This is a genomic window from Yersinia massiliensis (genome assembly GCF_003048255.1).
Lineage (GTDB): Bacteria > Pseudomonadota > Gammaproteobacteria > Enterobacterales > Enterobacteriaceae > Yersinia > Yersinia massiliensis_A.
The window spans coordinates 1434029-1449607 of the sequence record NZ_CP028487.1 but is presented as its reverse complement, the minus strand read 5'-3'; the positions used below and the strand labels follow the sequence as shown (position 1 = coordinate 1449607).

Below are 15579 nucleotides of genomic sequence, written 5' to 3'. Positions count from 1 at the left end.
TTGATTTGGGCGAAGGATTGATTTAGGAGAAGGATTGAAATAAATGCCCCCTACTCGTTTAGGGGGCAAATGTACTCAAGAGGCTTAGTGAGCTTCTTTACCGTATTGTGGTGAACGCGGACCATACAAAATACCGTTAGGTGTTCCCGCAGTCAGCATACGAGCGCTCGTAACACCGGCAATATCGTGGCTACGATCGGTCAGGGTATTGCTTATTTGGGTTACCGCGGCTTGAACCAGCATACCAATGATGCCACCCGATGAATTATCACCCTCGTTGCTCGATGCCGTCGCACTGCCGCTCCACAGCAATTGACCATTTCTCAAATCGACCAATTTAGCATTCGCTGTTACGCGAGTATCACTGGTGATGATTTGATAAGAAGTGCCATATTGCACCACGGTAATGTAGAGCACCGCATCTGCACCAAAGATTTTATGCAATTTAGCTGGACTAGCCGCACTGATGTCACCTGCGTTTGTCATGCCATTTTGCTTAAATGTCTCTTCAACCACGGCGACCGGCAACACGTAATAACCCGCTTCAGATAATGGAAGTGTGACCTGAGATAACATGCCATGGCTAGCAGCCACTTCGGGTGATTGGTTTTGCGGCAACAGTACCAAAATACTTTTGGGTTTGCTTTGCTTAAAGGCTGAATAGTCATGCTGTACTGGCTTAGCACACCCCGTCAGTAGCAATGCCATCATGACCGCGCATATTGCGAAAATCGATTTCATTTAAATGCCCCTTTATCCTTGCTCATCAAGAAATCCATAAATGGCGCAGACTCTGGGAATGCTGCCTTCTCGGTATTGAACTCAGCCATGGCTAAATCGGTATGCCCAGTGTTGCCATACAGCATGCCTAAATGGGCATGCAGACCCGGCGGGACCGGCATATTTTTCGCGCGAGATTTTTCAATATTTTCTTTTAAAGCCGTAATTTGCTCTTCAGGGCTGCTATCTGATTTATAGTAATCATAAATCGTTGCTTGGTAGTTATCCCAGTTGTAAATAGGTTTTGGTGCTGTGGCGCAGCCTGCCAATACAGCAGTTGCCAGTAGCAAAGATATTTTTTGCACTAATTTCATATTGCGGTATCCATACTCGTGATTAGGAATTTAAAGGCATTTAACCTTTACTTCGTTGGCTGCCATGCACCTGATTCAATGCCGGCCACCAAATTGTTGACGGCTTCGCGGATAGCTAAATCCAACACTTTGCCGTTCAAGGTAGAGTCGTAACTTGCTGTCCCACCAAAACCAATCACTTCGCGGTTGGACAATTCATACTCGCCTGCACCCTGTGAAGAGAACACCACTTCAGAAGTCTTCACATTGACGATATTCAAGTTCACTTTGGCATAAGCTACTTGAGACTTACCCCGACCCAGAATGCCAAATAGCTGACGATCACCCGTCTCTTTGCGGCCAAATTCGGTCACATCGCCGGTCACGACATAGGTAGCGCCTTTCAATTGCTGGTTTTGCCCTGCGATAGCCGCTTCTGTTTTCAGCTCTTCCATGTTGGTGCGCTCTAATACGTTAAAGCGACCAGTTTGTTGCAAGTGCGTCACCAAAATGGTTTTTGACTGGTTCCCTAAGCGGTCTACGCCATCGGAGAATATCCCGCTCATGTAGCTAGAACGATTGTCGAATTTACCGACCGAAATAGGGCTACGTGGGCCGTTATATTGCGTGCCATAGGAAGCCACCTTTGCGACGTCTAATGACCTTGAGGACTCAGTGGCACATCCACTTAATAAAAAAACGGTTATTAAGGTGGAAGCCATCATTATTTTCTTCATCATAAAAGCAATATTCTCAATAAAAGATTGAACACCATAACTGGACGAAATAAATAGTGATAATTTAACTTAAGTTAATATGATTACCATTTTAAAACATAGGGGGATAACAATAACCAATGGTTACCATTAACAAATACACGTAATTTTTGTCTTTGATTTAAAAGGGTTATAGCGGAGGGGATATTAACAGATGTCAAAATGAATTTGAAATGAGAAATCCGAACTATTTATTGAAATTTAACTTAAGATTAAAAAATAATTATTGCGTGATAGGTTTTGAGTGATATCAGTTACAGGTTAATGTGATGTTGAATATTCGTTGATGCAATGAGTTTCCGTAAAGATGAATACCGATATCATTAAAAGCATCCCCCAAATGTCAGGTTGCTATCCAACATTTGGGGGCAGTTCAACATAATAGAGAGGGTTATTTATGTTTTCTCAGTACTTAATTAGCGTTTTGCGCCTTTTTCTACATAGCTCATGTCACCGATCTTACCCACAGTGAATTCACCGTTCTTATAAGTAATCATCGTCACGCTGGCATTAGAGAGTGGTGCCGTAATAGGTGTTGCACTCATGTCCGATATCATGGCTAGAATAGCCGCGCCATGTGAAACCAACAGCACGTTACCCCCACCTTGAGCGGCCGCTTCCTCAGCAATAGTTTTTAACTCCGACTGCATACGCGCTTTGACGGTATCAAAGGTTTCGGCCTCACCACTGCTATCGACTAACGCCACACCACTAAACATTTTGCTAAACGGCAGTTTCCCATTGGCGAAATCACCAAATAGCGCTTTTTCGGATTCATAACCTAACTTGGTGGCAATGGCTCCCCACATATTGGCATCAAGATCACCTTCGTAAATACCGAAACAGAATTCACGCAGTTTTTCACTTTCAACCACATCCATTGGCTGCCCTTTTGCCGTCAATATGATACGTGCAGTCTGACGCGCTCGCCCAAGGTCGCTGGCATATGCCTTTTTGAATTCAACCTCTTTTAGCCCTTTGCCAAGTTGTTCTGCTACCGTCACGCCAGCGGCCGTTAATGGGGTATCAGCCCAGCCCTGAACCCGATGAACCGTATTGAACATGGTTTTTCCATGGCGGGTGACGTAAATGGTGACCGTATTATCATCCACTGTTTTGGCTTGAATGGTGAGAGGGCTAAAAATAAGCGAAGATAACAACGCGATTAATAATGAAAACTTTTTCATGATGATTTCCTAAAGAGTTTTAGTTTGTGTCATTTTTCGCAGGGTAAAACACAGCTTAAAAATATTGTTTACTCATCAAATGAATCTATTTTTTAAGCATCAGAAAATAGAGAATTTATAATCAATAACCAATTCAGCAGCGAGTGATTTTGCCCGTTGGACCTCACCATCACTGCCACGAATTGGGCGATAATTTTGTTGTTGATAGGTCCAGCCAGGGCCGGCCATAACAAAGACAGACAGCCCTTTCAGCTGTGTCTGGGAGGGTACCCAGCGTGCATAAAGATTAACCTCACTTTCATGGATACTTTGGTCTTCAAAGTTAAAGAATGCATAGTTGGCGTAAATACCGGTGGTTAATTCCGGCGTTAAGTTATACCCCGTTGCCAGTGAAAACGTTGTTTCACCATCGCGCATATAATCCAGCCCAGCCGTGGCCATAGAATTAAAGGTGCCACGTGAGTTCTTGCTGATATGGCGGGGGAACTGGCCGATCCCGTTGGTTTTATTGGCATCGGTGTAAGCAACGCCCACTTTGGTGAACCAGTCTTTTTCCTTCCAACGTGCATCAACAGCATAGTGCCAAGCGCTATCATCAAAACTCTGTTTGCTTGCCGCCATGGACTTCCATTTTTCTTGCCCTTCAGTACCGTAAATCTGAGTACCAATTTGCAATTTTTTCAGCGCATTCCACTCGGTTTCCAAACCATGCCGTTGCAAGTAATCTTTACTTTCACCATAAAAATACTGAGCGGTGAGATTTTCGGATTTATAACGCACATCCCCGGTGAAAATATAAGTAAGCGATTGGCCATCGTTAGTGGCAAACGAGACTTTATCCGGTGAGTCACGGTTATAAGAGCTGGTGACATAAGCCAAACGTAGCCGATAGGTATCAAAATTAATATCACCACTCCATCCCAAATAACTGTTGGGCGCAGCGCGATTGGAGGTCGTTAGCGCCCCGAACTTATTCAGCGTTTTCCAGCCACCATATAAATTGGCACCCAATGCGTCATCACCGGCTTTCATTTTCCCATACAGTTGGCCGACTTTATTAAATCCACTGGCATTATCTTTATTGGCACCTGGATATCTGCCGTCGTTAAATAAAATGCCACGAGAAGCGAAGTAATCACTTGCGCCAAGTTTAATAACGCCATAGTAAGAGGCATCCATGCCAATCATGTCAGCCAGGTAACCGGATTTATAATCGAGCGTAATGCCTTGTCCCCAAGCTGAATGGATGTTCTTTTTACCCGTTTCTTCTTCATTTAAATATTTCCACATATTACGTGTGGAGAAGTCCAGCGAACTGTCGGTGAACAGTTGATTGCTAAACATTGAGTTTTCCTGTGCTGCCAGTGGTAATGATATTACGCCGGCGAGCAGCAACAACGAATGTTTGGTACAGCGTTTTTTTATCATAATAATTCCCAGTGCGATAATTAATATAAAAATGCAAAGTCGTTATTCACTCGATTATTATTAACGTCTATATCAAGTGCTGTTTTCTGCCATATAAAAAACGACAGATGTGTTTATTTAATTCCGAGAGGTCGGATTATTTAAGGTATAAAGAAAGGAAGTTCCTTTCTGTTACTTAAAAAGAGTATCCCCGTAATTTGTTATTGCTTTAAATAAGATTCATGCGTTATTTCATCCCTGAATTTTACGCCACAATAAACATTGCGGCGTAATATACGCGATTATTTCAATGTGCCTCCTTGGCTATTGATAACCGACTGATACCAGAAGAAGCTTTTTTTACGATAACGCTCAAGCGAACCTTGACCACTATCATCGCGATCAACATAAATAAAGCCGTAGCGTTTAGCCATTTCTGCCTTCGAGGCACTGACCAAATCAATCGGTCCCCAACTGGTGTACCCCATCACATCAACGCCGTCTTCCATTGCTTCATGGATTTGGACCAAATGATCATTCATATAGTTGATGCGGTAGTCGTCATTGATACTGCCGTCAGCTTCCAAACGGTCTTTGGCACCGAGGCCGTTTTCGACAATAAATAACGGTTTTTGATAGCGGTCGGAGAGGAAATTCAGCAGATAACGCATACCGAGTGGATCAATTTGCCAACCCCATTCTGATGCCTGTAAATGAGGATTAGGCACCATATCCAAAATATTACCTTTCAGTTTCTGCGAGTCATCATCGGTGGCACAGCAACTCATATAGTAACTAAATGAGATAAAATCGACGGTTGATTTCAGCGCCTGACGATCCTCCTCAGTGATGTTCAGGGTAATCCCCGACTCGCGGAAGTAACGATGCATGTAGGGAGGATAATACCCGCGTACTTGAACATCGCCGAAGAACAACCAATGATTATTTTCCTGATGCGCGGCAAACACATCCTCGGGTCGGCTGGTCAGTGGATAAGCAATCGCGCCCAGTAGCATATTCCCTATTTTGGCTTCAGGATTAATGTCATGGCAGGCTTTGACTGCCAGCGCGCTGGCAACCAGTTGGTGGTGGATCGCCTGATAAATGTCTTGCTTTGAACTGCCCTCTGCCAACCCAACCCCAGTGAACGGCGCGTGCAGTGACATGTTGATCTCGTTAAACGTGAGCCAGTGTTTCACTTTATGCTGGTAGCGGGTAAAGACCGTGCGCGCATAACGTTCGAAGAAACCGATCACTTTCCGATTCCCCCAACCCCCATAGTTTTTGACCAGCGCATAGGGCATTTCATAGTGCGAAAGCGTAATCAGCGGCTCAATGCCGTATTTCTTCATTTCGTCGAACAAGCGATCGTAAAATGCCAACCCTGCCTCATTCGGTGTTTCTTCATCGCCATTGGGGAAGATACGCGTCCAAGCAATAGACGTTCGCAGGCATTTGAACCCCATTTCGGCAAACAGGGCGATATCCTGTGGATAGCGATGGTAAAAATCGATAGCAACATCTTTGATGCCTTCACGGTCGCCCGGTGTCCGTTCAACGATAGGGCCAAAAATCCCTTGCTGTTGCAGATCTGAGGTCGATAGCCCTTTGCCATCCGCTAAATAGGCCCCTTCAACCTGATTGGCTGCCACTGCTCCACCCCATAAAAAGTCTGCTGGAAATAGATGTGCCATGGTCGCTCCTATATTTTTCTGGGTTAAATTCAATTCACTAATGTGATCAGTGACGTTCGTGCGGTGACGGTTTGTGCCTGCACTGGCACTACCGCACTGTAATCTTCGCTGTTAGTAATAATGATTGGGGTCGTCAGGTCATATCCCGCAGCGCTAATTTTCTCGCAGTCAAAGGTCAGCAGTAGGTCACCTTGCTGGACTCGGCTGTCTTTTTGCACATGTGCGGTGAAGTACTGGCCATCGAGTTTGACGGTATCAATACCCACGTGAATCAAAATCTCGGCCCTCTCATCACTTTTGATACCGATGGCGTGATGGGTTTTAAACAATGACTCCACAACACCATTAGCCGGCGAGAAGACTTGCCCTTCACTGGGAAACAGGGCGATGCCTTGCCCCATCAACTCACTCGCAAAAGTAGGGTCTTTAACGTCACTGAGCGCAACCACTTGACCACTCATTGGGCTAGCGAGAGTGATATTGCGGTTCTCTTGATGCTGTGGTTCGACGGTCATGTCAGTCTGTACGGGGTCGGGTTGCTTAAGGCCGAAGAGATAGCTCATGACGGCGGCAAATGTGAAGGAGAGCAAGGTACCGATGATCACCCCCGTGACGGTCGCATCGAAGCCAGTGGGCGGGATAATCTGTGCAAAACTGAAGATGCTGACCAAACCAAAGGAGTAAATTGTACTTTGATAGTAGCCAATAATGGCCCCGCCAATAGCCCCACCGATACAGCCGAAAATAAACGGTTTTCTATTGGGTAACGTCACGCCATAAACCGCAGGCTCGGTGATACCAAAGATCCCTGCCAGTACGGCAGACCCTGATAAGGTTTTTAAGCGGGCATCGCGGGTACGTAACATGACGCCCAGTGATGCGCCGACTTGGCCAAACACCGCAGGCAGTAACAGGGGCATTAAGGTGTCATATTTGACGGTGCTTAAATTGTTCAACGCGATAGGGATCAGGCCCCAATGCAAGCCGAAGATAACTAATATCTGCCAGACTGCCCCCATAAACGCGCCAGCAATAATAGGGTTAGCGTGATAGAGGAACAGGTAACCATCAGCAAGCAGCATCGCCGCTTTGGTGGTCACGGGGCCAATCAATAAAAACGTCAGCGTACCGGTGATCACCAAGGCAAACAGCGGTGTGAACATATTTTTGATCGCGCTGTGAAAAAGACTATTCAGTCTATTTTCTAACTTGCCACTGACCCAAGCGGCAAAAATAATCGGCATCACCGAACTGCTGTAATTAATAAAGGTAATGGGTATCCCTAAGAAATATTCCGTCACACCGCTATTAAAAGCTTCAATAATTGAGGGATGAATTAAAGCCCCGCCAATGGCCATGGCGATAAACGGATTACTGCCAAATTTTTTACTGGCGGTGTATCCCAACATTATCGGTAAAAAGAAGAATAAAGAATCCGCACAAGCAAACAGTATTAAATAAGTCCCGCTATCATCAGTGGTCCAATGTAACGCTAATGCCAGTGAGAGCAACCCTTTTAAAATCCCTGTTGCCGCCATCACGCCAAGGATCGGCGTAAAAATACCAGAAACAATATCGATAAATTGGTTCAGCAGGTTCCCTTTCGCCGCTTTGGTTGTTGACGCATTATCTCCCGGTTGTAAATTTGCAAGTTGGTTAATGGCGTTAAACACATCAGATACATGGCTACCCACCACCACTTGAAACTGCCCGCCACTCTCAACCACCATGATAATATCGGGTGAACGTTTTAACTTCTCAGCTTGTGCCAGGCTATGATCCCTGAGTTTGAAACGCAGACGGGTAGCGCAATGCACCAAGCTAACCACATTCTCTCGGCCACCCACATTTTCAATAATCTCTTTCGCCAGTTGTTCATATTTCATCACATCATTCTCTGTCACGTTACCGAGGATGCGAGCTGCTGCCAGCTTGTTGCATCGGCTGATTTGAAAGCAAAAAAAAACCTAAATCTCTGGCGACGTGATGACTGAGAGCCAACATCGCCAGAGATTTAGGTTTTGCCTGTTAGACAGTAACAATCCTAACTTACTTGTTCACAACCCTAACAGGTTAGAAAATGAATACAAGCAGCCAAAGAGATTAAAATAGAAACTGTGATTTAATTAACAATTATTGCGTTATTTGGGTCATCTCATGATAAGAAAAAACTTAAATAATGCACTTTCCACAATATCATTAATGGTCAATAACCCTACCTATTCGTTTATTCATTCACACAGAGAAATGAATATTATTAGTATGAGTTTCTAAAATAAGCATCACTTAAAAATTAATAAATCGTCCGTTAAGTTAATCTTATCATTTAATGAAAATGACCATAATATTGGCGTAATTTTATGACGAATATTGTTCACTATTGGTACCGCTCACCGGCGTTAGGATAAAAGCATCAAATAAGTCCCCAGATCTCGCTGATACCAGTACAATGCCACTACTTTGCGTTCCGCGTTTACCACAGGAGTGACACCATGTTCCATTACCCCGCCAGTTATACTTTTGATGAAGCCAGCGGTGAATACCACATTCTGTATCGCGACTTCCCTGAGATGGCCTCTGTGACTTACTCCTTGGAAGATATTGAGCTGGAAGCGCAGGAGGGAATTAAGAATGGCATTGCCGCAGAGATGGAGGAACGCCGCCCTGTTCCGGCACCTTCAGCGCTGCAATCTGATGACATTGCGGTTCACGTTCCCATTTTAGTGCGCTTGAAAGCGGAATTGCACAATGCGATGCTCGCGACCCAAACCCGTAAAGCCGATCTGGCTCGGAAGCTCGGTTTGAATGCAGCACAAATGGATCGCCTGCTGGATGTGTATTACGCCTCTAAAGTGGAAGCATTGGAGCAGGCGCTTTATCTGCTCGGTTTTGAAGCGGACGTGGCAGTGCGGAAAATCAAGACATAGGCTTTTCCACCTGATGTGCTTTAAATTTAGCATTGAAAGTAACAATTTGTTATTTGGCGAGAATTAAAAAAAACGTTAATCGCTTCACACTTCAATACATTGACTAACGGACTTTGCTGTCGGTATGCAAAATTGTGATCTAATGCATAAAATTACAGTATTGTCAGTTCCCCCTGTTGGGCTTACATTAGCGCGATCCTATTCATTTACTTTTGATACTCAGCGCAGCAATTGGGATCGTGACTGGCGAGGTAGCTCCAAGGGGAGTTGTTCAGTGAAATATTTCTTTATGGGTATCTCAATCATGCTGGTGGTTTGGATTGGCACCTTTATGATGATGGTTGAGTAAGTTTGGCTCAAACCATCCACTAGCTGACATCGTATAAAGGGCGCATTAGCGCCCTTTATCATTTCCGCCGCTCCAGATTATTTACCTGGCATCATTCTGCGCAGCGTATTATCACGGCGAATATAGTGATGATAAAGCGCCGCCAACACATGTACTCCGATGACAAAATAGCCTAAATTCGCGATTAGCTCATGGGTCTGCTTGAGATAGACGCGTGCGTCATCATTAGGGGTGACCCATTGCGGCACTTGCCAGCCCAGAAAAAACCACGTTTTCCCGCCGTAAGCTTGTGCCAACACGCCTAATATCGGCAAAGATAAGAACATCAGATACAGCCCCCAATGCAAAATATGCGCACCTAAAAGTTGCCAATCCGGTAATTTCGGAGTGATAGCGGGGATAACATTTCGATGGCGTAGCCAAAGCCGTATCAGCATCAGTAACCACACGGAAATGCCAAAATTGAAATGCAGGTTTTTAACTAATGTTCGATCCTCATCCGGCACACTGTCACTGAGCAACATGGCGGCATAGGTCAAAATCAACATCACTAACGTGAGCCAATGCAGGGCGATTTGGGGTAACGAATAGCGATCTCTCATAGCCACACACTCCGAAATATCACAATAAATAACGTCGTTAATGATGAGTATGGTGTATTACTGCTGAAGAGAACATGAAGGCGAGACAGATAACATGTTGAAGAGCGTGATTTTATGCTGGCCAGCCACCTCAAGTCACCAACCAGCATAGTGATGAAACCTAGAAAGAGATTTTAAGCTGTTTCGTCCGGTACCGATTTATTGGGTTTCAGCAAACCATCGGCGCGGAACATACTTTTAATTCCGCGCACAGCCTGACGAATTCGATCTTGGTTCTCAATCAAAGCAAAGCGAACATGGGTATCACCGTAATCACCAAATCCAATCCCCGGCGAGACACACACTTTCGCTTCAGATAGCAGACGTTTGGCAAATTCAAGTGACCCTAAATGTGCGTAAGGTTCAGGGATTTTAGCCCAAACATACATTGAGGCTTTTGGGTTATCGACCATCCAACCTGCTTCGTGCAATCCGCGCACCAAGGCGTTACGGCGCTGGCGGTAATGCTCGGCGATATCTCGCACACACTGTTGATCCCCTTCCAACGCCGCAATGGCTGCAACTTGTAACGGGGTAAAAGTGCCATAGTCGTGATAACTCTTAATCCGCGCCAGTGCACTGACCAATTCCGGATTCCCGACCATAAAACCGATACGCCAACCGGCCATATTGTAGCTTTTGGAGAGGGTGAAAAACTCAACAGCAATGTCTTTCGCACCCGGAACCTGCATGATTGACGGCGCTTTCCAGCCATCGTACACAATATCGGCGTAAGCCAAATCATGTACCACTAGCACGTCATATTGCTTCGCGAGCGCCACGACCCGCTCAAAAAAGTCTAACTCAACACACTGCGCCGTCGGGTTAGAAGGGAAGCCAAGGATCATCATTTTTGGCTTAGGGATGGTTTCGCGGATCGCGCGCTCCAACTCGCCGAAGAAATCGACGCCCTCAGCCAGGGGTACCGAACGGACTTGTGCCCCAGCAATTACCGCCCCATAAATATGGATCGGGTAGCTCGGGTTGGGTACTAGCACGGTATCACCGTGATCGAGCGTCGCCAGCATCAGGTGCGCTAGCCCCTCTTTCGAACCAATCGTGACAATCGCTTCGCTGTCGGGATCAATATCCACTTGGTAGCGATCGGCGTACCAGCGGGAAATAGCTCTGCGCAAGCGAGGGATCCCGCGGGAAGTTGAATAGCCATGGGTGTCTTCACGTTGCGCGACACTGCACATTTTCTCAACAATATGGGGTGGTGTCGGGCCATCAGGATTACCCATACTGAAATCAATAATATCTTCACCACGACGGCGCGCCGCCATTTTTAACTCAGAAGTAATATTGAAAACATAAGGGGGAAGACGTTCGATTCGGGTAAAACGACGTTTGGAAGGGTATTCAGCCATAAATTCCTCGGGATACGTTAGCGCCCGGACCATCCGAGCGACGCTGACCATAAAATGGTCTGTTGATGAACATATCCCAGCGCCGTAATACTGTCGAGTAGCCGATGATAAAAATCTCACTCATCGGATAAGTTGATGTAAATGGATCGTTGATAAGGTCGGATAAAAGATATTGGCCAGAAATGACTGTTATCGCAGAAGTGACGATGGTCTCCAATAAAACGATGACCTTCAAAGCGACGATGGTCTTCAAACTGCCGAAGGCTGAAATTCTGCCGCCAATAGCCCTAAGACCCAGTCATCGCACCATTGACCGCCCAGCAAATAGTTATCACGCAACGTGCCTTCCAACTGAAAACCGCAGCGTTCAAGCAACCCACGCGAAGCATCATTACCGACTGTCACCGTCGCCTTCATTTTATGGAATAAACATTGCTGGAAACCAAACGCCAACACTGCCATCAGTGATTCTTTGGCAAAACCTTGGCCCTGAAAAGAGGGCAACATGGCATACCCCACCTCAGCTTGCTGAAGTGGCGACCATTCGGGAAGAAAACCCGTTAGCCCCACTGATTGACCACTTTCTCTGTCGCGGATAACCAGACATAACCAATGGCTGGCCGTCTTTTCCCATGGCATGACGCGTGATTCAAACCGAGCACGAATGTCAGCTAAATCCATCGGATCAGAAATAAAACGTTGTACTTCGGGGTCTTGATATAAGCGCAAAAACAGCGGCCAATCCTGCTCATTCAGGCTATCGAGCGTCAGCCGTGGCGTTTTCAGTGATATTGCAGTACGACCAAACATAGGAATAACAGGCGCCATTTTTCTCTCAAATTTCAGGTTTCAGCCGTAAGTAGAACAACGAAAATTAAAGGGGAAATTTTGTTATAACCTCATCCCTTTATTCTTCTCCATTTTACTTGAATAATGTTTACTTGAAGATAACAAAAAATACACAAATGGCCAGTCACACCGAATCTCAGTCACCTACCTAACCCTACCGCTATCGGAGAATCAACATTATGGCTTCATTACAAATAGACGACATTCCCGCAGCAATCAAAACGGTGAAACAACAATTACGCCAGGCATTACCCAATTACCAGCAGGTATTCCGCGCGGTAGAAGAGAATATTCGCCAACAAGTGACCGAGATCCGTCGTAGTTTAGCGCAGGGGGAGAACCCCGTTCCACGTATTCATGCCGATGACATTATCAACGGTAAAGTCACTGATGAACAAAAAGCGCAGATAAAACAACGCGGATGCTGTGCCATCCTCGGTGTTTTCCCCCAAGAAAAAGCCGCCGGCTGGAACCGTGAAATTGGTGACTATTTAGCGCGAAATAATTTTGTTGAGCGCCTGAAAAATGCGGCCGAAGATAATTACTTCGGTACTCTTGCGGCCAGTAAGCCACAGATTTACGGTATTTACTGGTCAACACCGCAAGTTGAAGCCCGTCAGGACAAACGCATGAATGCGGTACAAGTGTTCTTGAATAATTTGTGGCAAACCGAGAGTCACGGCAAGCAACATTTTGATGCTAATCGCGTCGTCACCTACGCCGATCGGACACGCCGTCGCCCACCTAAATCCTCCTCACTCGGCTTATCACCCCATGTCGATGGCGGTTCGATTGAGCGCTGGCTGGATGAGAACTTCCGCCATGTCTACCGCCATGTGTTCTCAGGTGAATGGCAAAAATATGATCCTTTCGCCGCAGAAGGCCGCCCAGAAGTACGTGAATTCCCCTCACCGGCGGTGTGTTCGATGTTCCGTACGTTCCAAGGTTGGACCGCCTTGACACCCCAACGAACTCACGCGGGGACGTTAAACGTTATCCCTATCGCCAATGCAATGGCCTATATGTTGCTGCGCGCCATTCAAGATGATGTGGCTGACGATGATCTCTGTGGGGCTGCACCAGGACGCGCATTATCGGCAAGCGAAGAGTGGCATCCTCTTTTAATGGAAGCCATTTCCCCTATTCCTGATTTGGAAGCCGGTGATACCGTATTTTGGCATTGCGACGTGATTCATTCGGTAGAGAATGAGCATAATGGCGAATTTGATAGCAACGTGATGTACATCGCCGCCGCACCATGGTGCGAAAAAAACGCCGCCTATTTGCCGCGCCAGTTAGCCAGTTTTATCGATGGGCGTTCACCACCGGACTTTGCCGCCGATGATTTTGAAGTCGATTTCACCGGCAGAGCCACCGCCGATAATTTGACAGCAATCGGAAAGCAGCAATTGGGCATGACGGAATAATTCCCCTCTAGCTTCTCCTGCTGGCGGTCATTCCGCTGGCAGGTATCGCTTTGCGACACCAATAGCACGGATAAAGTAGCAGTCACCTACCCTTTTGCTTATAGTTAGCCGCTTATTTTCCTCAAGATCGGATTGTTTCCGAGCTCATATCCTAGGCTGTAGCCAAGAGAAAATAGCGTGCACCAGATATTTGAAATGCTACTGGCGGTGTTTGATCGCGCCGCATTGATGCTCATTTGCCTGTTCTTCCTGACCCGCACCCGCCTGTTTCGTCAGTTGCTGCAAAAAGAGAAGCATACGCCACTGGAATTAGCTGCCGTGACAGCGATTTTCTCGTCATTTGCAATTTTTGGCACTTACTCCGGTATTAATGTCGAAGGTTCGTTGGTCAACGTTCGTGTTATTGCCGTGATGTCTGGCGGTATTCTGTTTGGCCCTTGGGTCGGGATCATCACCGGACTGATTGCGGGTTCTCATCGTTATTTAATTGATATTGATGGCATAACGTCGGTTCCCTGTTTGATTACCAGCATTATTGCTGGCCTGCTGTCTGGCTATATCAACCTGAAGGTGAAGAAAGAGCGCCAATGGAGTATCGGTATTTTGGCGGGCATGATTTGTGAATCACTGACGATGCTGTTAGTGGTGATTTGGGCCAAGCCGACCGCATTAGGTCTTGATATCGTGTCAAAAATCGCTATCCCGATGATTTTAGGGGCCGTGTGTATCGGGTTGATTGTGCTGCTGGTGCAAAGTGTTGAGGATGAAAAAGAGGTTATCGCCGCGCGACAAGCCAAACTCGCCTTGGACATCGCCAATAAAACCTTGCCCTATTTTCGCAATATTAATGGCGAGTCCTTACGCAGCGTCTGTGAAATCATTCGTACCGATATTAAGGCTGATGCGGTGGCTATCACTGATACTCAGCATATTTTGGCTTACGTTGGAACAGGAGTCGAAACGTATAATATCGGCCATGAAATCATCAGTGATATCACCAAAGAAAGTATTCAACGCGGTAAAATCACCATTCGTAATAACGATGAAGTGCACCGTACACCGCAGATTCACTCGCTGATTATTATTCCATTATGGGAAAAAGGCGAAGTGACGGGCTCACTGAAAATCTATTATTGCCACGCACATAAAATCACCTATTCCTTAAAAGTGATGGCTGTGGGCTTATCGCAAATAATCTCAACGCAAATTGAAGTTTCACGTATCGAGCAACTACGTGAAATGGCTAATAAAGCGGAAATGCGCGCACTGCAAAGCAAAATTAACCCGCACTTTTTGTTTAATGCTTTGAATGCCATTTCGTCGTCCATTCGTATCAATCCAGATACCGCGCGCCAATTGATCATCAATTTGTCTCGTTATCTGCGTTATAACCTTGAACTGAACGATGAACAGATTGATATCCGTAAGGAGCTACATCAAATTCAGGATTATATCGCCATTGAACAGGCTCGTTTCGGCAGTAAGCTCACGGTTATTTATGATATTGACGATGATATTTCGCTAAAAATCCCGAGTTTGCTGATCCAGCCCTTGGTTGAAAATGCCATTGTGCATGGCATTCAACCCTACAGAGGCAAAGGCGTGGTGGTTATCGCGGTTAAAGATCATGGCGATCAAATCAAAATCTCGGTAAAAGATACCGGTAATGGTATTAATCCCGAAACTATTGAACGTGTCGCCAATAACGAAATGCCAGGCAATAAAATTGGTTTACTGAATGTGCATCATCGGGTGAAATTACTTTATGGCGAAGGTTTGCAAATACGCCGGATGGAACCAGGCACCGAGATTTCATTTTTTATCAGCAAAAATGGTGGCAAGGTCCATGCAGAACCCCGTATTACGGCCGGAGTTTAAC

The 15579-nt window shown here is 45.9% G+C and carries 14 protein-coding genes; 4 read left to right on the top strand and 10 right to left on the bottom strand.

Annotation, left to right across the window (positions count from 1 at the left end; genetic code table 11):
- Positions 1-84: 84 nt before the first annotated feature.
- The 7 genes from DA391_RS06660 to bglF form a co-directional block, all read right to left on the bottom strand.
- Positions 85-741, bottom strand: a complete 657-nt coding sequence (locus DA391_RS06660) for a DUF799 domain-containing protein (protein ID WP_050080085.1) — start codon at positions 739-741, stop codon at positions 85-87.
- Positions 738-1094: a DUF4810 domain-containing protein gene (locus tag DA391_RS06655; protein WP_050872895.1), complete on the bottom strand. Its 357-nt coding sequence runs from the start codon at positions 1092-1094 to the stop codon at positions 738-740. The genes DA391_RS06660 and DA391_RS06655 overlap by 4 nt, the downstream gene beginning before the upstream one ends.
- A 47-nt stretch (positions 1095-1141) precedes the next feature.
- The gene (locus DA391_RS06650) at positions 1142-1813 is read right to left on the bottom strand and encodes a CsgG/HfaB family protein (protein ID WP_050287346.1); all 672 of its coding nucleotides are present in this window, start codon (positions 1811-1813) and stop codon (positions 1142-1144) included.
- A gap of 452 nt (positions 1814-2265) precedes the next feature.
- The gene (locus DA391_RS06645; protein ID WP_050080087.1) at positions 2266-3036 is read right to left on the bottom strand and encodes a histidine phosphatase family protein; all 771 of its coding nucleotides are present in this window, start codon (positions 3034-3036) and stop codon (positions 2266-2268) included.
- A 99-nt stretch (positions 3037-3135) separates the two neighbouring features.
- On the bottom strand, positions 3136-4464 hold the full coding sequence (locus DA391_RS06640) for an OprD family outer membrane porin (RefSeq protein ID WP_108087477.1): 1329 nt from the start codon (positions 4462-4464) through the stop codon (positions 3136-3138).
- Positions 4465-4745: 281 nt separating this feature from the next.
- Entirely contained in the window at positions 4746-6137 is a 1392-nt protein-coding gene (locus DA391_RS06635; protein WP_050080089.1) for a glycoside hydrolase family 1 protein, read from the bottom strand.
- Between the two features lie 29 nt (positions 6138-6166).
- Positions 6167-8023, bottom strand: a complete 1857-nt coding sequence (gene bglF, locus DA391_RS06630; protein ID WP_108087476.1) for a PTS beta-glucoside transporter subunit IIABC — start codon at positions 8021-8023, stop codon at positions 6167-6169.
- A 606-nt stretch (positions 8024-8629) separates the two neighbouring features.
- On the opposite strand from bglF, the gene DA391_RS06625 reads away from it, so the two are divergent.
- Positions 8630-9064: a hypothetical protein gene (locus tag DA391_RS06625; protein WP_050080091.1), complete on the top strand. Its 435-nt coding sequence runs from the start codon at positions 8630-8632 to the stop codon at positions 9062-9064.
- Positions 9065-9338: 274 nt separating this feature from the next.
- The gene (ypdK, locus tag DA391_RS06620) at positions 9339-9413 is read left to right on the top strand and encodes a membrane protein YpdK (protein ID WP_099460453.1); all 75 of its coding nucleotides are present in this window, start codon (positions 9339-9341) and stop codon (positions 9411-9413) included.
- 77 nt (positions 9414-9490) lie between these two features.
- Here ypdK and DA391_RS06615 read toward each other — a convergent pair whose 3' ends face one another.
- The 3 genes from DA391_RS06615 to DA391_RS06605 all read right to left on the bottom strand — a co-directional run bounded on the left by DA391_RS06615 (position 9491) and on the right by DA391_RS06605 (position 12234).
- Positions 9491-10015: a cytochrome b gene (locus tag DA391_RS06615; protein WP_050080093.1), complete on the bottom strand. Its 525-nt coding sequence runs from the start codon at positions 10013-10015 to the stop codon at positions 9491-9493.
- A gap of 173 nt (positions 10016-10188) precedes the next feature.
- The gene (gene alaC, locus DA391_RS06610; RefSeq protein WP_050287341.1) at positions 10189-11424 is read right to left on the bottom strand and encodes an alanine transaminase; all 1236 of its coding nucleotides are present in this window, start codon (positions 11422-11424) and stop codon (positions 10189-10191) included.
- A gap of 249 nt (positions 11425-11673) precedes the next feature.
- Positions 11674-12234 (bottom strand): GNAT family N-acetyltransferase, encoded by a 561-nt coding sequence (locus DA391_RS06605; protein ID WP_050080139.1) that lies wholly within the window; start codon positions 12232-12234, stop codon positions 11674-11676.
- A 218-nt stretch (positions 12235-12452) separates the two neighbouring features.
- Here DA391_RS06605 and DA391_RS06600 point away from each other — a divergent pair, with 218 nt between their 5' ends.
- Together DA391_RS06600 and DA391_RS06595 are read left to right on the top strand one after the other, a co-directional pair.
- The gene (locus DA391_RS06600) at positions 12453-13700 is read left to right on the top strand and encodes a DUF1479 domain-containing protein (protein WP_057644823.1); all 1248 of its coding nucleotides are present in this window, start codon (positions 12453-12455) and stop codon (positions 13698-13700) included.
- Between the two features lie 177 nt (positions 13701-13877).
- Entirely contained in the window at positions 13878-15578 is a 1701-nt protein-coding gene (locus DA391_RS06595; protein WP_050080096.1) for a sensor histidine kinase, read from the top strand.
- Position 15579: the final 1 nt, after the last annotated feature.